The sequence below is a fragment of the Chryseobacterium sp. RU33C genome, assembly GCF_900156015.1.
Classification (GTDB): Bacteria; Bacteroidota; Bacteroidia; order Flavobacteriales; family Weeksellaceae; genus Chryseobacterium; species Chryseobacterium candidae.
In genome coordinates, this window is sequence record NZ_FTMT01000029.1 from 1 (window position 1) to 23,017 (window position 23,017).

The window sequence follows — 23,017 nt, forward strand, 5'->3', positions numbered from 1 at the left end:
TTCTCAACCAATTTATGCTTATTTTTGAAGAAAGGCTCAGATTATAAAATCCAAGCCCTGACTTTTTAACTTACACACTTTGTGGGATAGTGTCATATAAAATAATAAATGACCAGAACTTTAAGAGTTCTGGTCATTCATCAAACTAACCTTAATTTGTTTTCTTTCTCCATTCGGCTTTTACATCTTCTGCAGCATCTTTTGTTTTTTCCCAAGCCTCGTCCGCTTTATCTTTAATATCATCCCAAGTGTCGGAAATATTTGATTTTACTCTTTCCAGCCAATCTTCCTGTGTTGCTTCTTCATCACTATTTCTTTTTTCATTGATATAATCTCTGGCTTTATCTGCTAAGTCATTCACTTTCCACTTTGCATCATTTGCTGCATTTTTTAAAGTGTTTTCTGTTTCGTTTACCGCTTTTTCCGCTTTGTTGTAATCTGAATTATTCATAATATAATATTTAAGTATTTGGTATATAAATAAACAACCTTCATGCCTAAAAAATACATACTATGTTAAAATATTCCCAAAATTGAAATTTGTAGAATTTTTTAAGTGAGAATTTTATTTTTGCTTTCCACTGAGTCTTCTAATCATTCCTTTGAAGATAAATCCATGGAATGGCAGTACCATCAGCCAATACAACCTTCCCCAAACACCTTTTGGCCGAAAGACAGCTTTTTGCCAGATTTTATTTCTGTAAATTTTAAACATCAGCCATGCTTCTCCCGGAAGTTTCATCTCCGCCAATAAGATGAGTTTTCCTTCTTTACGGTTGGCATACAGTACTCTCCAGAAGTCCAGTGCATCACCTTCTATAAGATCTGTAGGATGCCTGCGCCCCCTTCTCAATCCCGGGCCGCCAACCATTTTATCAAATAATCCTCTTATTTTCCAAAGACTCTGCCCGTACCATCCATGAGTTCCTCCTAACTCAAAAACACGATCCATACAAGCTTCCCTATCATCATATTCTTCACTTCTGAGGTCTGTAAAACAACCATATTTCGGTACGTCCTGATATTGTTTTAATGTTGAATCATTACGGCTGCTGATAAAACTGTCTTTCCAGCTGGATATAATTTCATTGGCCTGAATTTTTGCAAGAGTCCGTTTCAGTGCTGTATCGTACGAAAACGGCTGAATGCCGGTAATTAATTTAATTTCAGTAAGACTTTCAGGACGGCAGACCACTTCTATTTTCATGCTCCCAACCAGTGCTTTTGCCAGATTATAAGAAGTTGAAGTAATAAAATAGAGCCAGTAGGAAGATAATCTGGGGGTCATTACGGGCAGTATAAAAATAGTTCTTTTAAGACCTCTTACTTTTGCAAACTGTAACAACATCTCTTTATAGGTTAGCACATCATCACATCCAATGTCAAAGTTTTTCTGATAAGCATTTTCTTTAAAGAGTACAAAAATCAGAAAATCCAGAACGTTGGCAATACCTATCGGCTGACATCTGGTATACAGCCACTTAGGAGCTACCATGACGGGCAGCTTTTCAACAAGATCTCTGATGATCTCAAACGAAGCACTTCCTGATCCAATGATAATTCCTGCACGCAGAACGGTTGCGGGAACCCTGCACTCCATAAGGATTTTTTCAACTTCATACCTGGAGTTCAGATGCTTTGAAAGTTCTTTTTCATTCACCAGCCCTGAAAGATACACAATATGTTTACATTGTGTTTTTTCTATATAACCAGAAAAATTAGAGGCACATTTTTTTTCTGAATCTTCATAATCAGCAGAATTGCTCATAGAATGCATCAGATAATAAGCACCCGCAATATCTTCAGGAATATTTTTAAGTGTTTCCGGCTTGAGAAAATCAACTTCAATGACTTCAATAAGCTGTTCATCGATATCCATGTTTCTGGTAAAACGACTAACGTCTCTACAGCAACAGACTACTTTATATCCCTGTGCAGCAATTACACTGATCATTCTTTTACCAATATAGCCGGTAGCTCCTGTAAGCAGTATTTTTTCCATAATTATTGGATTTCACAGGTTTATATCATTGTGTCTGCCTGATGGTTATTATATTTTTTCCAAGAGATGACCAAAATAGTCCTTTTTTTTAACAAGATAACCTTCATTAACTTCATTGGGATCTATTTCTAGGGGAATTCTGCTATTGAGTATCATTTCACTGTTCTCTATTGATTTAATCTTATCAGGATTATTCGTTAAGAGATTAATTTTTCTGATGCTCAGCAGATTCAGCATTTCCACGGCCACATCAAAGTTCCTTGCATCAGCGGGAAGACCCAGCTTGAGATTAGCCTCAACGGTATCCAGCCCCTGCTCCTGAAGAGCATACGCTTTGAGCTTATTAATAATTCCGATATTTCTACCTTCCTGGCGGAGATAGATAATGACGCCTCCGTTTTCAGACATATATTTCATTGCGGCATCAAGCTGCTGCCCGCATTCACATTTTTTAGAATGGAAAACCTCTCCGGTAATGCATTCTGAATGAAAACGTACATTAACTGTCTTATCAAAATCTGTATTTTCTGCTACCAGAACCAAATTTGGACTCCAGTCTTCTTCATGTTCTGAAAATGCATAAACTGTGAATAGTCCATAATCAGTAGGTATTTTTGATTGAGCTTGTATTTTGAGCATAGGTTTAGAGTTTAAAATTAAAGCTTTATTTGTCAAAAGGATTTTTTTTATTCTGTTTCACCCAGATGAGCTTAGAGGTATCATAGCCAATTTCCTGAGCTTTGGAAATAAAATTCTTTTTTATATTTTCCGGGATGGTTTTTTCACGGGAAAGAATCCAGAGATAGTCTAAATTTTTCCCTGCAACCAGGGCATACTTGTATTCTTCCAGGGCAACTACATTATAACCGGCATAAAAAGGCCCGAAAAAACTGACCTTCAAAGCAGCCACATTTTTTTCTCCTCTGAATTTAGCAGTACCATTGGCAGAAACCCATTTGTTCTTTTTAAAATTATATCCGCTGTTGACCACGTTTACATTTCCGTCTGCATTAAGGCTGTACTGAGCGATTGCATTATCAAGGTCTTTTTCAAAGCGATAATCGAATCTGGCAATTTCATACCATGTTCCTAAATATCTGTTGACATCAAACTGGCTCACAGGCTGTGCTTTTTCAGGCATGGAAGAACAGGATGAAAAAATGTTTAGAAGCCCAAAGCTTAATAGTAATGTAAGAATGATTTTATTTTTCATTTTTAGTTATTTTTTTAAAGAAATAAATATTTAATAAAAACTGACTGTAACCATAAACAGCATCTTCAACAGGAATGGTTCCTATTCTGATGCCTAAAAAGTCATCAGGATTGTAGTTTACAACTGGAGACGGAATAAAAGATCCTGTCAGGATTCCATTCACTGCAAAAAATCCGGGCATTAATAGCAGGTATACAAAGCTGGCCTTTCCTATCCATTCTTTTTTAACAATAAAATGCAGATAGCAAAGCGTGAATAGGGTTACAATTACCGTAAGTAAAGTATAAATTCTGTTATAATAAAGAAACCCTGTTACACTGAGAACAATGACGGAGGTAAATACAATGAGATTATTAAAAGCATTAGCCCCATTCATATTAAAAAATTTCTCCAGGCAGTAATAGGTAAAAACACAAGAAAAAGGAATACAATAAAAGAACAGCCATTCTTCAAGAGGAAGCCCTGATATCTTAATTCCTAATGTATAATTAAGATTAAACCACCATACTCCTTTTGCGGTGAACCATATATCCCAGATAATAAAGGGAACTGCAACGATTGTAGATGACAACAGAAACTTTCCAAAAAGCTTGTTAAATTGTATCCTCCTGTCAAAAGAGGCTAAAAAGCAGATGATGACAGTGAAAAAATTAATCAGTATGTAAGTATAAGGCATCATTTTTTATTGAAATACATTTTAAAATATTTAACAGGAATCCACAGAAATCCGAAGCACTCTCCCTCTTCTTTACCCAAATGTTTGTGATGCTGCTTATGAGCCCGTCTTATGGCAAGGAAATAGGGATTTTTGGTTTTTGTAAACATTTTTACTCTTTGATGGATAAATATATCATGCACAAAGAAGTAAGCCATTCCGTAAAGACTAATTCCGAGACCAATAAAAAACCAGTAACTGAATTCCTGCTTTACGCCTAAATACAATAAGGCAATAGCGGGACTTGCAAAAATGAAAAAAAACAGATCATTCCTTTCAAGTTTTCCGTTATGGCTGTGATCATGATGATCACGATGCAGACTCCAAAGAAAACCATGCATAATATATTTATGAATAAGCCACGTAGCCCCTTCCATAGAAATAAAAACAAGCAAAACAACCAGAAAATTCATGTCAATTGTGTTTGTGGTTAAAAAGTTCATTCAATACTTTGTATCTGAAATCGAAAATACCTCTGAGCTTTTCTTTAACAAATAAACTATGAGCTATCCTTCCAAAAATCCCTAATGGAAGTTCATAATATACAGTATCTTTCATTAATACACCATTCTCATCTGGAATGAACTCATGTAAATGATTCCAGTATTTATAAGGTCCTTCTTTCTGAAAGTCTGTAAAATTTCTGCCTTCTTTTACCTGACTGATAATCGTTTTCCATTTCATTGGAATTCCCAATACAGGAGATACGGTATAATCTATTTCCATGCCTTCAAAAATAGATCCGTCCTGTATATCTGAAAGAACCACAAAATTCATGCTTTTAGGTGTTATTTCGGATAAATTATGAGGAGAGGAAAAGAATTTCCATGCTGTCTCAATATCACAGTTCAAATGCTGTTCTCTGTATAATCTGTACATCGTTATTTTTTATTGATTTATAAATTCTAAAAACATTCTTCTAAACAAAGGAGCTATCAGAAATAAGCAGATTTGTATCTTATATAGCTTTTGAATGCTACCAATAATTTCTGTGAATTGGCAATCCTGATTCTTTGCTGCAGAATATTCTGCGAACTTGTTTTCTTTATTTTTTCAAATAATGACAGATAGTACCTGTATGCGAGATATACTCCAAAAACGGAAGACCCGGGCAGCTTCTTAATTCCCTGCAGGGCTTCTTTGAATTCTTCTTCAATTTCTTTTTCAATCTGAGCTTTAACGGTATTATCAAACACAGACATATTCAATGATGGAAAATACGTTCTGCCCAAAATCTGGTAATCATCTTTCAGATCACGTAAAAAATTCACCTTTTGAAAAGCTGACCCCAGCTTCATGGCGAATGGTTTAAGCTTTTCAAATTGCTGTTTATCACCTCCTGTAAATATCTGCAGACACATAAGACCTACCACTTCGGCAGAGCCGTAGATATATTCATTATAGAGATCAGAATTGTAATCTATTTTCTGCAGATCCATTTCCATGCTGTGTAAAAACTGATTGATAAGCTGGATATCAATATCATATTGGCGAACTGTTTCCTGGAATGAGTTCAGGATAGGATTGATTGAAATGCCGTCTTCCAATGCATCATAGGTTTCAGCTTTTAACCTTTTCAACAGCTTTTCTTTATCATAGCCATGAAAACTGTCAACAATTTCATCTGCAAGACGTACATAACCATAAATGGCGTAAATAGCAGATCTGATGGATGGTTTTAATGCTAATATTCCTAATGAAAAACTGGTACTGTATTTCCGTGTAGTATACTTGCTTACCTCACAAGACAACTCATCAAACAATTTTTTCATATTAATTTAGTTTTAGTTTATTAACTTCAGATGCTACAATTTTTCCCGAAATAACTGATGGTGGTACTCCGGGACCCGGGACAGTTAACTGCCCCGTATAAAAGAGATTACTGATATTTCTGTTCCTTATTTTAGGTTTTAACACCGCTGTTTGGGATAAAATATTGGATAAGCCATAGGCATTTCCCTGATAAGCGTTATAATCTGCAATAAAATCACTTACACAGTAGCTCTTTTTATATTCAATCCTTGATGCCAGATCGCTTTCTCCGGTATGCTTTTCAATTCTTTCAAGCATATTCATCAAATATTTTTCCCTGAGAGATTCTTCATCATGTATTCCCGGCGCCAGAGGCAGAAGCAAGAAAAGGTTTTCACAATCTTCAGGAGCTACTCCCGGATCTGTTTTTGAAGGACAGCATGTATAAAAAAGCGGTTTTGAAGGCCATTTTTTATTTTTATAAATACAATTTATATGATCGTCCAGTTCATTTTCAAAGAAAAGAGTATGGTGTTTCAAATGGGGAATTTTTCCTTTGATTCCCAGATAATAAATTAAGCATGAAGGAGCAAAGGTTTTTGATTCCCAATAGGCATTATTATAATTCCTGAGGGATTTAGGAATTAATGTTTCCGTATGATGATAATCTGATGAAGCGATGACTGCATCAAATTCATAATCTTTACCATTTACTTTTATTGAGGAAATCTTTCCGTTTTGAGTATAAAGTTTCTGAACCTCATGATTAAAATGAAAAGTTACCCCCTGTTTTTCTGCTACTTTTTTCATGGCCAAAACAAGCTGATAAAAGCCTCCCATCGGGTATTTCGTTCCTAAAACATAGCCTCCGTAATTCATAAGACTGTAAAGAGCAGGAATATTTTGCGGGGAAGCTCCCAGAAAAATAACAGGAAACTCCATCAGAGACCTTAATTTTTCATCAGAAAAATACCCTGATACATATTTTCGGAAGTTACTCAGAAGATCAAGCCTGAGGGCACTGCCGGCAATTTTTAAAGAAGCAAACTCCAGCCAGCTGTAACAAGGTTTGTTAACAAATTCCTTCATTCCCACTTCATATTTAAATTTTGCTGATTGCATAAATTTATCATACTTAACAGCTGCTCCCGGCTCTATCTTTTCGAACAGCTCGCGGATTTCATCATTTTTCTCAGGAACTGAAATTTTCTCTTTTGAAAAAACCATCTCAAACTGAGGGTCTAAAGAAACCAGTTGAAAAAAATCAGAAACTTTATAATTGAAATCAGCGAAAAAACTTTCAATAATATCAGGCATCCAATACCAGCTGGGTCCCATATCAAAGATATATCCTTCATTTGTTTCAAATTGTCTCGCCCGGCCGCCGGGCTGATTATGCTTTTCAAATACATGTACTTCATTTCCTGATTTTGCAGCATATGCAGCCGCCGAAAGTCCGGAAAATCCTGAACCTATAACCGCGATCTTTTTCTTTGAATTTCCAGTATCCATTGTTATTTAATTAATAGTTTTACAGAGCTTTTAAGACTGACTGAGCTTAGTTAAGTTTTTTACAGGCAATATCAATCAGATCCTTTGTTTCCAGATTCATTCTGTACACAGAATAGTGAAATTCGTCCAGTTTAGACAGGATAGAAATGAGCAGCATTCTCTCTGATTGATTTAAATTTCCTGTTACTAACCGAGAAGCTTTTCGAATTTCATCCATGTGATTATTCAATATTATCAATCCTTGTTCGGTGATCTGAATTTGCTTTATTCTTTTATCTTTTTGAGAGGCAACCTGCTCTACCCAGCCATTACTTATTAAGCGATTAATAACAAGGATCCCTGAAGATTTTTCATGTACATTATACCTTATCAATTCCATCTTTGACATTGGTCCCATTGTTTTCAGGCTTATGAGGTATATAAAATCATCCTGGCTTGAGAAAACTGAATTATTCATTGCAGAACGGGAGTAGGATTTTGCATACCTGCTCATTCTTATTAATAATGTATTGATGACACTATCAGAACTTCTTCCCAGTTCTCTTCCTATCCAATCCGGATCTTGTATCTCAGAATTCGTTTTTTGAGAAGCCTTGATCCATTCTGTAAAACCATGAAGATCATTGCTATAGATAGCTTTTTCTTCATTTTCTTCTACAAATTGCTGAACAATTTCTACAACTGATTTTATTAGATCAAAATTCATAGCAAACAAATTAGCACACAAATATACTTAAAAAATGAGATAAAGTACATTAATATACTTTTTTTAATCAAGTAAAAGTATAAAATACTGTTTTTTAATATATTAATTTAAAAATAAACAAAAAAAATGAGTAAATATTAAAGTGTATAAATATACTTTAATATAAAAATGGAAAGATTATTAAACTATTTATGGTTGAAAATATATCTTAAAAATCATTCTTGTCTGATTAAATTAAAGCATTATTAACAGATCGCTCCTCCGGAGCTTTATTTTTTACGGGACTTCGTTTTTTCTACTAACAGCAGATCCTGATGGGATCAAATCCAGTTCTTATGAGAACTGACTGTTAATAGAAAGTATTTGTTCTAAAATTACAGCTTCGGGGGAGCGGCCTGTTAATTCATACCGTAAATATTGATATTTTAAATGTATTTATACTTTTTATCGGACAGTAATTCTTAAAAATATATAAAACACTCAGTAGTTTAAACTATTCCGGTGAATAATTTGTAATTTTATGATTTAAGCTAAGGCCCTATAGTTCAATGGATAGAATAGAAGTTTCCTAAACTTTAGATCCAGGTTCGATTCCTAGTGGGGCTGCAAATCAAAAGCCTCAGCCATTAAAACTAAAAAACCTCCCGATTCATCGGAAGGTTATACTGTAATTTGTCAGAAATATGAAATTTTCAATGCCCAAATATAATCAAGTGTCTACATCATCGAATATGATCTCAGTCATATCGTAAAAACTATTTCTAATTTAATAAATTGCAGGTAAACAATACCTGAATTTCATCCCTTATTTTATGAAAATGTTTGATTTATAGCAAAGCAAGTTAGAGAATATAATTGCTTAAGTAGAGTGATGTCAGACTTTTTTATTTACCTTTACACAAAGTGAAAACTAAAAACATCAGTTACTTTTCCTTCACGATTCAATTTTTATCAAATTTAATTGTACATTTGTTTTCCAATTATGCAAAAATTTCTCAGAGTCTTTTTTGTCTTTTCTTTACTCCTGATATTTATTTCAAATGTCAGTGGTGTTACCACATGTCTTGATCACCACAGGCACGCCAAAAGTAAAGTAATTTATAAAAAGGATTCAAAAGAAGAGAAAATTCCTACCTTTTCACAGGACGACGAATGTCAGTGTGTACTTCATATGCATATGGCCAATATTCTTCTCCCTGAACCTTTGAATTTAGATTTTTCCATTAACGCGAGCAATGATGATGAAATGCCACAACCCAAAGCCATTTCATATCGTTGTCTTCTGGACTTTTTCAGCTCCAGAGCTCCCCCAGCCGTATTCTCTGTGGCAGCATAATCTATGCTGTCTTAATATTTTGTTTACAGATTTTATTGTCTGTACTGTAATTCCGTGGATACCTAAGTCTTAATATTCTTAAGGATATCCTTTTATTAATGGGCACATTCACTGCCCGTACATCCCTGTTCATGATTACCAGTAATTTTAATTATTTGGGAATATTTCATTGCATTTCCCTAAATCCTGTGAAACTTTTCAGTGTAAGTTTCATCATATCAGCATCATTTCTGCATGCTCAATCCAGTTCTGAAGATTCATTATCTACAGTAGTTCAAACCGTTGAAGTTATCGGAAGAAAATCCAAAGATTATACTTCCGACTATTCTTTTGCCGCCACTAAAATTGCGATGAAAAACAAAGAACTACCATTAACACTTAATACCGTTACCAAAGAACTGATCACCGACCGTCAGGCTTTTCAGCTTGGAGAGGTCATGAAAAATGTAAACGGAGTTTCTCCTTCCAGCTACTATAATCAATACAACATCCGCGGGATCAGCCAGAATGAGGAAGGCCAGATCATCAATGGAATGCGGACAAGACAATATTATTTTTTACAGCCTATGACTTCCAATATAGAACGTGTGGAGGTTTTTAAAGGTCCGGCAAGTATTACCATGTCCAGCGTAGATCCCGGAGGAACGATCAATATGGTTACCAAAAAGCCATTGTCAAACCCTCGTCACGAAATTAGTTTATCGGGAGGTAGTTTTGAAACTTATCGTATCACTACAGATCTTACAGGTCCTTTAAATAAGAGCAAAACCTTATTATATCGTTTCAACGGCGCGTATCAGAATGCTCATTCATTCAGAGATCATGTCAAGAACAGCGGTATTCTGATCTCACCTTCTATCACTTTTGTTCCAAATGAAAAAACATCCGTGAATGTGGAAATGATTTTCAATGATCTTCATGGAAATCTGGATCGTGGACAGCCTATTTTCGGGGCTGTCGCAGGAAAAACAGATTTGTACAGCACTCCGAGGTCTTTGAATCTGGGGGCTCCTGATGATTTTTTTAAAACCAGAGAGCTCATAATAATGGGAACTGTTGCCCATCATTTTAACCAATCCATCAGTTTTAATGCTTCTTATATGAAGCAATACTGGAGAGAAAACCTGCAAGAACACAGAACAACTAACTCTTTTGTGCCTGATATGGATAATAAACCGGTTTCCAGCCTTGCTATGATGCAGTTTGTGCAGAGAAAACAAAACTGGGCAACAGATAACATTAATGCTTATTTTAATTTTAAATTCAAAACCGGTTCTGTTCTGCATCAGGCCTTGATAGGCTATGATAACCAGATCTGGGAAAAACGTAAAGGCGGACAACAAAATGCTGCAAGAGGTTTTCTTTTGAAAAACGGTTCTATTGCTTCTTCTTATAATCCTTTAAAAGCTTCAGAATATCAAACCGTAAATTATAATGGAACAATCATTCCTAAGCCTAATGTTACGCCATTTGATCTGAATCCGGGTGCTGCCAACTATCAGGGTGCTGATTTTAATACGCTTAATATAATCACACCTTTAACTTCCGCTCTTACGACTACCCATGCAGCTTATTTCCAGCATCTTTTTACCTGGAAAAAGTTTACAATATTATCGGGAATCCGTCAGGAATGGTTTCAGGATATCACCAATTTCAAAGAAACCAATGAGACCTCTTTTAATAATAACAAACTTCTTTACAGATTCGGGATCACCTATCGTTTAACCGATAATATCAATGTCTACGGAACGTATCTTACAGGCTATCAGCCCCAGTCCAATACGGTAACATTGATGCCTAATACTTCAAGTCTTACAGGATCTGCAGCAAGATTTAAACCTTTAACTTCTGATCTTAAAGAACTGGGAATCAAAGCACAGCTTTTTGGCAGGATTTCATTGAATCTTGCAGTGTATGAAATCTACCAGAAAAATATTTTAATCAATGCCAATAATCCTTCAGAACCTGATGAGCTTGTACAGCGCGGGGCAGACCGAAGCCGCGGATTTGAAGCAGAATTTTCCGGTCATATTCTTCCTCAGTGGCATATTTACGGAGGCTACAGCTATATTGATGCTAAAATACTGGATGATACAAACAGTGATCTCGTGGGAAAAAGCAAAGAAAACACTTCTAAAAATTCGGTGAATATCTGGACACGTTACAATTTTTCAACTATAGAATTCCTGAAAGACTTTGGAATCGGTGCCGGAATGCTTTATCAGAGTTCTAAAGTTCCATGGTTCACAAGAAGTTTTGAACTTCCTGCCTATACTACAATAGATGCTGCTTTATATTATACTCCCAAAAAAACAGTCCAGCTCTCTTTTAATCTGAATAATATCACGAACAAAGTATACTGGATTGGGGCTCAGAACTACTTAAGATTATTTCCGGGAACTCCAAGGAATTATTTACTAACTGCTACTTATAAATTTTAAATTATGGCTATTTCAAACTTACAACTGATGGTGAGAAAAACCTGGCAGGATTTGTTTAAAGGAAAACAGAATCTGCTCACCACTATTGCTGTAATCCTGTTCTGTATGCTGAGTATTGGCATAGGATATACAAAATACACGGACTCTTTTTCAAAAATAAAAGAATACAGGAAAGCAGTCAGGGAAAGCTGGGAACACAGACCTGATAAGCATCCGCACCGTATGGCTCATTATGGTTATCTGGTTTTCAGAATCGGGCATCCTTTGAATATTTTTGATAACGGACTGGATGATTATCTGGGAAATGTCATATTTCTGGAAGCCCATAAACAGAATACTGCCAACCTTTCGGAAGCGGGAAGTTCGGGTACTTTGGTCAGATTCGGGGCATTTAGCAGTGCATTTATTTTGCAGAGCATTGTTCCACTGATTATACTTTTTTTAGGATTTGGATTAATTGTACAGGAACGTGAGAATGCCACTTTAAAGATCATCAGTGTGCAGGGAGCTTCCGGAAGGGATATTATCTGGGGGAAAATTCTTGGACTCTGGCTGTTTTCTCTTTGTTTTCTGATTCCGGTTATTCCTGTTGTTTTCATGGCTGCATTAATGTCAGAAACTACAAATTCTACGGATATTCTATTACGCTTATCATTTATCCTGCCTGCTTATATGATCTATTATTTTTTTATCTGTACGTTGACCGTTGTGGTTTCCGCGAACAGTAAAAATACCTCATCAGCGTTGATCAGCCTTATTGGTTTCTGGCTTCTTTTCATAATCGTTTTGCCTAAAGGAATTCAGTTTGCAGCACAGAATATATATCCGGCTCCTTCCCGTATTGCTTTTGAAACCACTCTGGAAAAGGATATTCTAAAATCGGGAGACAGTCATAATCCGGATGATCCGCATTTCAAAAAGATCAAAGATTCTTTACTGGCAAGGTATCAAGTGAAAACAACCAATGAACTTCCTTTCAATTACGGAGGATTCGTCATGAAGGAAGGAGAAAAAATAAGTTCACAGATTTATATCAGACATCAAAAGGAATTGCAGACCATTTACAACAAACAGCAAAGTCTGACAGATTTTTCAGGACTGATTAATCCTGCGATTGCTATTAAAAACTTCTCCATGATTGCTACAGGTACAGATTTCTTTTCTTATAACCAGTTTCAGGAACAGGCAGAAGAGTATCGTTATCAGATGGCCCAGCATCTAAATGATTTACAAATTGAGCAGATCAGCAATATTAAACCGGAAAACGGCGGACCGCCTGCTGTCATCGACAAACATAACTGGGAAAAGTTTCCGGACTTTCAATACCGGTATACTTCTGTTTTGAACAGTATGAAACAACAGCCAGTACCCGCAGCGGCATTAGTTTTATGGATGGCTGTCTGCATTATTGCAATTGAACTCAGTGGAAGAAAATTAAAATTAATCTAAATGAACCGTTATTTATATACCCAATTTTACCGTAACAAAGCCTATATCATTGCACTGCTGTTTTTATTGATAGCCGGACTGATGGCTATTTATACCGGAAAAAAATTTCTGGACAGAAACGAAGATATCATCTCCAAAAGCGGAACATTTCAGAAAGAAAGTATAGAAAGAAACACAAAATTTCATAAAGATGATCTGGGACTGGTGCTTTATTATATTAAATTCAATCTGGTGAATGAAACGCCCAAACTGGCAGCTTTAAATATCGGAATGCGTGATTTAAATCCCTCTATTCAAGGGGTTACCATCAGGAATCTTGAAGAACAGCGTTATAATGCGGATTTTTATAATCCCGCCAATGCAGCAGTTGGAAATTTTGACTTTAGTTTCGTTGTTGTTTTCCTTTTTCCACTGGTAATTGTGGCATTCTGCTATAACCTGATTTCTGAGGAAGAAGAAAAAGGAACCTGGAAGCTGCTTTCGGTTCAGAGCAATAATTTACAAAAGCTTCTGGATCATAAGATGTTCATACGTCTTTTGGCTGTGACAGTTGTTTATCTTGCATTAATTATCATCGCTTCGGTATGGATTAAAATACCTTTAGATTTCTATTATATCGCTTTTATCATCAGCGGCTGGCTTTATATTTTATTCTGGTTTGCCCTTTGCAGATGGATTATTTCCTTTCGGAAATCATCAGCTCAGAATGCATTAATTCTCCTGACTGTATGGGTAGGAATCAATTTCATTATCCCGATGAGCAGTAATATCCTGATACAGAAGCTCTATCCCGTTCATGAATCCCTTAAAGCAGTGATGGAACAGAGAGAAGGCTATCATAATAAATGGGATGAGGCTAAGCAGCCAACCATGGAAAAATTCTACAAAGCCTATCCCCAATACAGAAATTTCACCGTGGAAGAAAATGCTGCATTCACCTGGACCTGGTATTATGCCATGCAGCATATGGGAGATCTTGAATCTGCGAAATCATCGGAACAATACACAGAAAAAATGCAAAAGCGGAATCAGGCGGCAACTTATTTGGGTTATCTTCTTCCGAATCTTCATACCCAGCTTACAGAAAGTCATCTGGCGAAATCTGATATGCAGAATCATTTACAATATGCTGCATCACTCAAGAGATTTCATGAGCAAAAACGGCTGTTTTTCTACCCTCTTATCTTCTCCGGAAAGAATGCAGAGTCCATTAACTGGTCACAACAGACCATACAGGTATTCAGATTTTCTTCATCTGTTAAATGGATACAGATCATTCTTCCTTATCTCATCTTTATTGCTTTATTTATCATCCTTTCACAATACAAATTCAGAAAACTATGTTAAAAACGGTCAACCTACATAAAAAATACAACGATTTTACAGCGCTCCATTCTCTTAATCTGGAAATAAAGAGAGGAGAAATTTTTGCGTTACTCGGGCAAAACGGAGCGGGCAAAAGCACAACTATTAATATCCTTCTGGGACTCATTAAAGCTACTTCCGGAGATGCGTTTATTAATACTGTTTCGGTGCAGGAGGAACCTCAGAAAATAAAAAAACATCTCGCTTATATTCCTGAAACCGTTCTTTTATACCCTAACCTTACCGGAATAGAAAACCTTGATTTCTTCTCTAAAATTGCAGGTTTTGATTATCAGAAGGATGAATTATCCGCATTACTCAAACGAACAGGATTACAGGAAACCGCCCATCAAAAAGCATTGGGAGGATATTCAAAAGGAATGCGGCAAAAAGTAGGTATTGCCATAGCTCTGGCCAAAGATGCAAAAGTGCTTCTCCTGGATGAGCCTACCAGCGGACTGGATCCTATAGCAACAGCAGAGTTTACAGAAATTGTCCGTCAGCTGGGCAAAGAAGGCAGAACTGTTTTAATGGCAACCCATGACATCTTCAATGCTGTAAGTGTTGCTACCAACATCGGCATTATGAAACAGGGAGAACTCGTACAGAATTTACCTTCGAAGGAATTTACAGCAAAGGAATTACAGGAGCTGTACCTGAAAACAATCTGATGATTCCGTTACTTCGGTAAGTAACTTTTCATATTAAATATCAATTGGTTGATGCCCGGTGACAATTTGTTACCGGGCATTTTGTTTATCCTGATATTGATGTCAGTGCTTTCTTATACTCTGATAACACTCTTTCGCGGGCAAAAGCATGTTCTACTATTGGCTTAGGATATGCAGAGGTACCCCACTCCGAAATCCATTTTTTGATATACAGTAAATCTTTGTCAAATTTTTCCATCTGGGCGGTAGGATTAAAAACCCTGAAATAAGGTGCGGCATCACAGCCGGAGCCTGCGGCCCACTGCCAGTTTCCATTGTTTGCAGACAGATCGTAGTCGTTCAGTTTTAAGGCAAAATAAGCTTCCCCCCAACGCCAGTCGATCAGCAGATGTTTGCATAAAAAACTCGCAACAATCATTCGTACCCGGTTATGCATATAGCCCGTCTGATTCAGTTCTCTCATTCCGGCATCTACGATCGGATATCCTGTAGTTCCTTCACACCAGTGTTTAAACTCATCTTCATTATTCCGCCATTGGATATTGTCATATTGTATTTTAAAAGACTGAGAAACCACATGAGGGAAATGATATAGAATCTGCATAAAAAACTCACGCCAGATCAGCTCCGAAAGCCATACCGCATTATGCTTCAGGGCAAAATCCACGCATTTCCTGATACTGATGGTCCCAAAGCGTAAAGCAATTCCGAGTTGTGTGGTGTGCTGCTGCGCCGGATAATCACGAAATTGGTCATAATTATCTATAATGGAGGCATCCAGAAACGGCTTTTTACAATCAAAATCCGTTTTTTTGAAACCAATCTCTGTTAAAGTAAGAATCTCAGAATATTCCTGTGTAAAGAAATTTTTAAAATCCAATTCAACAGATTGATAATGTTCAGGAGTTAAGGCTTCCCGCCATTTCTTTGCAAAAGGGGTGTAAACCGTGTAGGGTGAACCATCTTTTTTAATAATCTGGTCTTTATCAAAAATCACCTGATCTTTATAAGCTTTAAAAGGAATATTCTTTTCTTTAAAAAAATAATAGATTTCTTTATCACGTTCAATCGCATGAGGTTCATAATCCCGGTTGCAAAAAACACCTTCAATAGTATATTCTTCGGATAATTTTCTGAATAGGTCTATCGGCTTACCATAATACGTATTGACTTTTGAGTGGTATTTTTTCAATGAAATATTGATGTTCTCCAAAGCCTGATGAATATAATCTACCCTTCGGTCTTCTTTATCCTGAAGCTTTTCAAGAATATCAGTATCAAATATAAATATGGGTACTACCGGTGCATCAGACTGCAGAGCGTGGTGAAGTCCTATATTGTCTTCCAATCTCAGATCACGCCTGAACCAGAAAATGGTGATTGTATCTTTCATAATAGCTTAATTCAAATTCATCGATCATTCCTGCTTTGGAATGACTCCATAACGAAGGATAAATATACAGATTTTAGCACATTAATATTTTTAACAATTAACATTATTCTACTTTATCATTACAGTTTATATGATGATATGAATTAAAATTTTCCGACATTTGCCCCAATTATAATAGAAGCTTAAGCATGGAAGAATTTGAAGTACCGGTAACCTACAAGGGTAAAGACATGATTTTCAATGGAAAGCTCGCTACATTTTCTTACGGATATAAGCTTTACGTAGATGTAAATGGAATTGAAGTTATTATTGAGCGTGATGATCACGGTGACTTAAGGGCTCTTCTGCCGGATGCCGCTTCAGAAAAAGATATAGACAAGGGGCTTATTGAAGCTATTATTGAAGTGTTTAAAGAGCTTCAGGTTTTATAATTCGTGCTGACCCAATGAGATTCCGATAAATTTGGCTTCTCTTCCTTTGGCTCTGATCATGATTTTCGTTTCCATTGCCGAAATCATACTATTGAAAAAAGAAATGCAGTGATAAGAATTAATGCTTTCATAACGGGTCTGATTTTATTGACTATCCCTTTAATTAATACTCGATATTAATGATTAACGAAGGTTTTCTTATTGATAGCCTTTCGACAAGCTCAGGGTGACAAACCGAATACCAATCGAAATTTTTAAGTGTTGTCAGGCTGGATCTGTCGAAGCTATTATTGCTAAAAGGGACAGGTCAAAAAATATGATAGATTTAACAATAAACAATGCAGAAAAGATTCATTATGACTTCCTGAATACTTTCATCTGCCCCGCCATTAGGGCCAGTAAAATTCCAAAGCAGGCAAAAAGACCGTAGGAATATCTAAGATCAAAGCTTTCTGCAATATACCCGATAAGAGGCGGCCCCATCAGAAATCCTAAAAACGAAATACTGGAGACAAATGACAAAGCAATGCTTGGAGCTACCGTGCTCACTTTTCCTACGGTACTGTAAACGGACGGCACGCTTAATGAACTTCCAAGGCCAATAATCATGAAAGCAATAATGCAGATCCACAGTTCCGGAAAGAAAACACTTAGAAAAAGACCTCCGCTCATCAATAAGCCACAACATTGCAGAACAATCTTTTTTCCATATTTCTCAATGATTTTATTTCCAATAAATCTGCCTAAAGTCATCATTAAGATAAAACTTGTATATCCCAGTATGACAAGATTTTCAGGTGCTTTAACTATTGTTTGAAAATACACCCCGCTCCAGTCGAACATTGCTCCTTCAATCGCCATACTCAGAAATCCTATAATTCCCAAGCCAAACAGTGTTGGATTCACAGCTTTGAATAGGGACCGGGTCTGCGGCTCCGCTTTATGGATGATATTGGTAAGGTTTCTTTTACTGTAGAACCAAAGGATTCCCACCAAAATGAAAATAACAGCAAAGTGGTAAAAAGTTCCCACTTGAAAATTAATCATCAGTAAACCGATTACTGCACCTGTAAGACCTGCAAAACACCAGGCTCCATGATACGAAGAGAGAAGCGTTCTTTTCGAGATAGATTCTATTTCAATAGCCTGCGTATTGATAGCAATATTGCACATGTTACCGGAAACTCCAAAGAAGAACAGAACAATGCCTAACGTCCAGTAAGAAGGGGACAGACCAATTAATAAAAGAAAAAAAGGATAGAGTAAAAAACATCTTTTAATAATCCCGCTGCTTCCGTAAATACTAATCAGTTTTCCGGCCAAAACCATTGTGGAAAGCTGTCCTATCGGCATAAGAAGCAAGAGTGTTCCCAGCTGTGCTTCATTGATGGAAAGAGCCGTTTTAATGATAGGAATCCGGCTCGCCCAAGAAGAAAAAACAAGCCCATGGGCAAAGAAAAGTAAAAAACAGGCTGCCGGCATTTTTGCATTAAAAGGTGCGCTCTCGTTCATTATATCAGGGTAATAAAAATTCCTTTTGCAAATTTAAACACGTTACGTCATTAAAATGTAGTTCATTTTTGTCATTTTTATGTTCCATTTTAACCAATAACATTAATACAGACTTTATCTGGTAGAAAATCACCTGATTTTTTGAACACCGGTATTCATTTTTTGTTAATTTCGAGGGATAAAAATAAATCATGAAAGAAAAATGGATTCCCTATCCTACTATTTTGGAAGGAAAAACAGTTGAATTAATTCCTCTTGAAAAACAGCATTTTGAAGAATTATACGCTGCCGCATCAGATAAAGAACTCTGGAAACTGATTCCTACAGACTGTTCAGAAGAGACAATGTTCTATAAAACCTATGAATTCGCCTTATCAGAAAGAGAAACCGGGAATCAGTACCCGTTTGTAATACGTCATAAAGAAACCGGAAAACTGATTGGTTCCACACGATTTTTTGAAATATTTCCTGCTGACAGAAAACTGGAAATCGGATGGACATGGATCACTAAAGAATTCTGGGGAACCGCTATCAACCTTGAATGCAAATTACTACTGCTCAGCTTCTGCTTTGATGTATTGAAAACAAACAGAGTACAGTTGAAAACGAAAGACGATAATTTCAGATCACGAAAAGCAATCGAGAAGATCGGCGGTGTATTTGAAGGCATTTTACGTAAAGACAAAGTTCTCAGCAATGGAAGTACAAGAAATGCAGCACATTACAGTATTTTAGATGATGAATGGACAACTGCAAAATGCAAGATTGAATCTTTGATCAAAGAAAAACAAAAGCAGGACAAAAACAATAAACAGACAAAAAATAAAACACCAGATATTTGAACCGGATGTTTTGTATTAATTGAAAGATTGCGTGTAACTCAGAAGTGTTTTATCTGTTTTGAAATAATTGGGCTGCTGCTTTTCCTAATCCTGTAGAAGCACCTCTTATAAAAATTGTTTTCATTTTTCTTGGTTTAAAATTACAGGATAAAGTTCAGCATCAGGACCCACACGGGAGTTGCCAAAATGGGGCAAGCTGTAGCCAAAACGGATGCTGAAATACATTTGTTTTTTGTAAGTTTGTCTCCATTTATTTTTATGGCAGAATATATTCTTGACAAGATCAATATCAGTACACTTTCCGTATATGACCTGCTGAAACATACCTCAGACAGCGCGTTTATCGGATTAACGGATTTCCGTGAAATCTATCCGGCTGCTATTGAAAACAACACAGGAATATTTACCAAACTGTCTTCATTACAGGATTTCCCGGCAGTTACCATCAGTAAAATAAACAGCACCCTGATTTGTTCCTGTACCTGCGACAATGAAAAGAACATGCTTTGTTCTCATCAGACAGAGGTCATTCACAGCATTATTGAGAATAAAAATTTCCGGTTGTTTTTTGATGAAGCACTCCGCAAAAAGACCTTTCTTACTAAAGCCAAAGGATATGGCCTGGAAAATGAACCGGATCTGGATCATTATTTTAAACTGGTATACAAGGATGATAAAATTGAAATACTGCCTAAGATCAAGGAAATGCTTCCTGTAGACGATGTAATGCTGACTAGGGAGCTTCTTCCTCAGTCTTCTTCCCAACTTGACCAGCTGGCCATGCTGGAAACAGGTAAAAAGATGATATTGGTTATCGGAAAGCACCGTTATTACAACCATATGACGTTTTCGCTGATGAAGGCAGAAATTACACAGACAGGAAAAATAAAAAATCCGGTTAGTCCCATAGATGCCCTTCAGCTGATATGGAAAGCGGAAAAGCCTGCAGACATTAAATTTTATACTGCCATTGCCTCCTTTCAGAATAATTATAATGAAGATTACAATCCGTCAGAACTGGAAGCTTTAAAACTTATTGTACAAAATCCTCTGAAACTGGAAGTCTATTATCACGACCGGGAAATTGCAGAAACAGTTTCTTCAAAATCACTTTTTCCGGTTGAATTAAATACTTTAGATGCGGAGGTTCAATTATCTGTATTTAAGAAAGATCCGTTTTTTGAAATTACCGGAGAATTGCTGTTTAATGATATTTCCATTCCTTTTAAAAATATTGTTCTCAGAAATGAGTATTTCGTCTATAACCGAAACATTTTCAGCTTTGTAGACGATCCGGACATGCTCAGAATTATCCGGTTCTTTAAGGCCAATAATGAAATTTTACTGGTTCATTCTTCAAAATATGAAGCGTTTATGCAGAACATCCTCTCTGTTATAGAAGAACGTATTCATATAAATTACAGTTATATACAGACCGCAACAAAAGTACAGCTTGAAGACAAGAATTATCAGACTGAAAAAGTCATTTATCTTCGCCAGCAGGAAAATTATATAGGAATTACTCCCGTCATGAAATACGGTGATGTAGAAGTTCCGGTGTATTCCAGGAAGCAGCTCTTCGATACGGATCAGAATGGAAATCCTTTTAAAATAGAAAGAAATGAATCAGCCGAAGCCCGTTTTACTTCATTGGTGATGCAGCAGCATCCTGATTTTGAAGAACAGATGGATGGCTATCAGTATTTTTACCTTCACAGGGATAAGTTTCTGGATAACAACTGGTTTCTTGACGCATTTGAAACCTGGAGAAATGAAGGAATTATCATACTTGGTTTTAATGAATTAAAAAACAATAAATTAAATCCTCATCGGGCAAAAATCAATATTCAGATTACCAGCGGACTGGATTGGTTTAATGCTAAACTGAAAGTGAGATTTGGTCCCAAAGAAGCTTCTCTGAAACAGCTTCACCGGGCCATCCGGAATAAGAGTAAATTCGTTCAGCTGGATGACGGCAGCATGGGAATTCTTCCTGAAGAATGGATGGAAAAAATTTCCGCCTACTTCCGTGCAGGAGAAATTGATGAAGAACTTTTAAAAATTCCGAAAATCAATTTTACGGAGGTGACGGCACTGTTCGAAAAAGAAATCCTGAGCAAAGAAATTCAGGAAGAACTTACTTCCTATTCCACAAAGTTTTCAAAGGTAAAAGACATTCCGGAAGTAGCTGTTCCCGCTGATCTGAATGCTGAACTGAGAGATTATCAGCACGACGGTCTGAACTGGCTTAATTTTCTTGACAGTTTCAACTTTGGAGGATGTCTGGCTGATGATATGGGGCTTGGAAAAACCATCCAGATCATTGCTTTCATCCTTTCTCAAAGAGAAAAACGAGGCCATACCACCAACCTGATTGTCGTTCCCACTTCCCTGCTTTTCAACTGGCAGGAAGAGATGAACAGATTTGCTCCTTCCATAAAAGTTCTGCTTCATTATGGTGCAGACCGGCCAAAAACAACGGCTCACATGCCTGAATACGAGGTTGTTCTTACTACGTATGGAATGCTTCTTTCGGACATTCAGTTTTTGAAAAACCTTAATTTCAATTATGTATTTCTGGATGAATCACAGGTGATTAAAAATCCAAATTCAGAAAGATATAAAGCAGCACGTCTGCTACAATCCAGAAACAGAATTGTATTAACGGGAACACCTGTTGAAAACAGCACTTTTGACCTCTACAGCCAGCTCTCTTTTGCCTGTCCGGGATTATTGGGAAGCAAACAGTATTTTAAAGATATTTATGCCATTCCCATTGATAAATTCGAATACAGCAAGCGTGCCATAGAACTTCAGCAAAAGATAAAACCATTCATCCTCAGAAGAACCAAAAAGCAGGTTGCCAAAGAACTTCCGGAGAAAACTGAAACAGTCATTTACTGTGAAATGAATACGGAACAGCGCAAAATCTACGATGCCTATGAAAAAGAGCTTCGTGAGTTTATTGCGGCTAATGATGACGATGATCTGAACAGAAACAGTATGCATGTCCTTACAGGCCTGACAAGGCTCAGACAGATCTGTAATTCCCCTGTTCTGATGAAAGAGGGATATTCCGGTGAAAATGCCGTTAAAATCGAAATTCTGATGGAACAGATCCTTGGGAAGTCCAAAGATCACAAGATCCTTGTTTTCTCACAGTTTGTGGGCATGCTGGATCTCATAAAGGCAGAACTGGAGCGCCACAACATCCAGTTTGAATATTTAACGGGTCAAACTAAAGACAGAGGGGAAAAAGTATCGAATTTCCAGAAAAATAAGGATATCCGCATATTTCTGATCAGCCTAAAGGCCGGAGGTGTGGGTCTCAATCTTACTCAGGCAGATTATATATACCTTGTAGACCCATGGTGGAATCCTGCCGCCGAAAACCAGGCTATTGACCGAAGTTATCGTATAGGACAGACCAAAAATGTAATTGCTGTACGAATGATCTGCTCCAATACCGTAGAAGAAAAAATTCTTACGCTGCAGAAAAAGAAAAAAGAACTGGCTCAGAATCTGCTGACCACGGACGGAAAGAAGCTTCAGGGACTTTCCAGGCAAGATCTTATGGATTTACTGGCATCTGAATCGTAATACAAGTTAAAAGCCGACAAATAAAAAAACCGACAGGTAAAGGACCTGTCGATTAAAAAACAAAAATTGATATGGAT

General features: G+C 36.7%; 20 protein-coding genes and 1 tRNA gene. 9 read left to right on the forward strand and 12 right to left on the reverse strand.

The genetic code is table 11. The features are described 5' to 3' along the window. Window positions 1–151: 151 nt before the first annotated feature. From BW946_RS19125 to BW946_RS19170, 10 genes are all read right to left on the reverse strand, one after another. Window positions 152–451, reverse strand: a complete 300-nt coding sequence (locus tag BW946_RS19125; RefSeq protein WP_076597689.1) for a hypothetical protein — start codon at window positions 449–451, stop codon at window positions 152–154. Window positions 452–565: 114 nt separating this feature from the next. Next, window positions 566–2,002: an SDR family oxidoreductase gene (locus tag BW946_RS19130; RefSeq protein WP_076597690.1), complete on the reverse strand. Its 1,437-nt coding sequence runs from the start codon at window positions 2,000–2,002 to the stop codon at window positions 566–568. 48 nt (window positions 2,003–2,050) lie between these two features. Next, on the reverse strand, window positions 2,051–2,641 hold the full coding sequence (ribA, locus tag BW946_RS19135; protein WP_076597691.1) for a GTP cyclohydrolase II: 591 nt from the start codon (window positions 2,639–2,641) through the stop codon (window positions 2,051–2,053). Between the two features lie 25 nt (window positions 2,642–2,666). Then, window positions 2,667–3,215 carry a lipocalin family protein gene (locus BW946_RS19140; protein ID WP_076597692.1) on the reverse strand — a complete coding sequence of 183 codons (549 nt, stop codon included), beginning with the start codon at window positions 3,213–3,215 and terminating at the stop codon, window positions 2,667–2,669. Then, on the reverse strand, window positions 3,205–3,894 hold the full coding sequence (locus BW946_RS19145) for a lycopene cyclase domain-containing protein (protein ID WP_076597693.1): 690 nt from the start codon (window positions 3,892–3,894) through the stop codon (window positions 3,205–3,207). The genes BW946_RS19140 and BW946_RS19145 overlap by 11 nt, the downstream gene beginning before the upstream one ends. After that, complete coding sequence (locus BW946_RS19150) at window positions 3,891–4,343, reverse strand: sterol desaturase family protein (RefSeq protein ID WP_076597694.1); 453 nt, start codon at window positions 4,341–4,343, stop codon at window positions 3,891–3,893. The genes BW946_RS19145 and BW946_RS19150 overlap by 4 nt, the downstream gene beginning before the upstream one ends. Before the next feature lies 1 nt (window position 4,344). Next, window positions 4,345–4,809 carry an SRPBCC family protein gene (locus BW946_RS19155; RefSeq protein ID WP_076597695.1) on the reverse strand — a complete coding sequence of 155 codons (465 nt, stop codon included), beginning with the start codon at window positions 4,807–4,809 and terminating at the stop codon, window positions 4,345–4,347. A gap of 56 nt (window positions 4,810–4,865) precedes the next feature. Then, window positions 4,866–5,702 (reverse strand): phytoene/squalene synthase family protein, encoded by an 837-nt coding sequence (locus tag BW946_RS19160; protein WP_076597696.1) that lies wholly within the window; start codon window positions 5,700–5,702, stop codon window positions 4,866–4,868. Window position 5,703: 1 nt separating this feature from the next. Next, on the reverse strand, window positions 5,704–7,194 hold the full coding sequence (locus BW946_RS19165) for a phytoene desaturase family protein (RefSeq protein ID WP_076597697.1): 1,491 nt from the start codon (window positions 7,192–7,194) through the stop codon (window positions 5,704–5,706). 46 nt (window positions 7,195–7,240) lie between these two features. Continuing rightward, a complete protein-coding gene (locus tag BW946_RS19170; RefSeq protein ID WP_076597698.1) occupies window positions 7,241–7,900 on the reverse strand; it encodes a MarR family winged helix-turn-helix transcriptional regulator in 660 nt (219 codons plus the stop codon). A gap of 534 nt (window positions 7,901–8,434) precedes the next feature. On the opposite strand from BW946_RS19170, the gene BW946_RS19175 reads away from it, so the two are divergent. From BW946_RS19175 to BW946_RS19200, 6 genes are all read left to right on the forward strand, one after another. Beyond that, window positions 8,435–8,506, forward strand: a tRNA-Arg gene (locus tag BW946_RS19175). 376 nt (window positions 8,507–8,882) lie between these two features. Continuing rightward, window positions 8,883–9,236: a hypothetical protein gene (locus tag BW946_RS19180; RefSeq protein ID WP_076597699.1), complete on the forward strand. Its 354-nt coding sequence runs from the start codon at window positions 8,883–8,885 to the stop codon at window positions 9,234–9,236. A gap of 188 nt (window positions 9,237–9,424) precedes the next feature. Continuing rightward, the gene (locus tag BW946_RS19185) at window positions 9,425–11,677 is read left to right on the forward strand and encodes a TonB-dependent siderophore receptor (protein ID WP_076597729.1); all 2,253 of its coding nucleotides are present in this window, start codon (window positions 9,425–9,427) and stop codon (window positions 11,675–11,677) included. 3 nt (window positions 11,678–11,680) lie between these two features. Next, entirely contained in the window at window positions 11,681–13,126 is a 1,446-nt protein-coding gene (locus tag BW946_RS19190; RefSeq protein ID WP_076597700.1) for an ABC transporter permease, read from the forward strand. After that, window positions 13,127–14,473, forward strand: coding sequence for a DUF3526 domain-containing protein (locus tag BW946_RS19195; protein WP_076597701.1), 1,347 nt, complete (start codon window positions 13,127–13,129; stop codon window positions 14,471–14,473). Then, window positions 14,467–15,162 (forward strand): ABC transporter ATP-binding protein, encoded by a 696-nt coding sequence (locus BW946_RS19200; RefSeq protein WP_076597702.1) that lies wholly within the window; start codon window positions 14,467–14,469, stop codon window positions 15,160–15,162. Before BW946_RS19195 ends, BW946_RS19200 begins: the two co-directional genes overlap by 7 nt. Window positions 15,163–15,247: 85 nt before the next feature. Here the strand turns inward: BW946_RS19200 and BW946_RS19205 are convergent, their stop codons facing one another. After that, the gene (locus BW946_RS19205; RefSeq protein ID WP_076597703.1) at window positions 15,248–16,555 is read right to left on the reverse strand and encodes a cryptochrome/photolyase family protein; all 1,308 of its coding nucleotides are present in this window, start codon (window positions 16,553–16,555) and stop codon (window positions 15,248–15,250) included. A gap of 188 nt (window positions 16,556–16,743) precedes the next feature. Here BW946_RS19205 and BW946_RS19210 point away from each other — a divergent pair, with 188 nt between their 5' ends. Next, complete coding sequence (locus tag BW946_RS19210; protein ID WP_076597704.1) at window positions 16,744–16,986, forward strand: hypothetical protein; 243 nt, start codon at window positions 16,744–16,746, stop codon at window positions 16,984–16,986. A gap of 354 nt (window positions 16,987–17,340) precedes the next feature. Here BW946_RS19210 and BW946_RS19215 read toward each other — a convergent pair whose 3' ends face one another. After that, window positions 17,341–18,498 carry an MFS transporter gene (locus BW946_RS19215; protein WP_076597705.1) on the reverse strand — a complete coding sequence of 386 codons (1,158 nt, stop codon included), beginning with the start codon at window positions 18,496–18,498 and terminating at the stop codon, window positions 17,341–17,343. 191 nt (window positions 18,499–18,689) lie between these two features. On the opposite strand from BW946_RS19215, the gene BW946_RS19225 reads away from it, so the two are divergent. Together BW946_RS19225 and BW946_RS19230 are read left to right on the forward strand one after the other, a co-directional pair. Beyond that, window positions 18,690–19,340, forward strand: a complete 651-nt coding sequence (locus BW946_RS19225; protein ID WP_076597707.1) for a GNAT family N-acetyltransferase — start codon at window positions 18,690–18,692, stop codon at window positions 19,338–19,340. 258 nt (window positions 19,341–19,598) lie between these two features. Beyond that, window positions 19,599–22,940 (forward strand): DEAD/DEAH box helicase, encoded by a 3,342-nt coding sequence (locus BW946_RS19230; protein WP_076597708.1) that lies wholly within the window; start codon window positions 19,599–19,601, stop codon window positions 22,938–22,940. Window positions 22,941–23,017 lie beyond the last annotated feature (77 nt).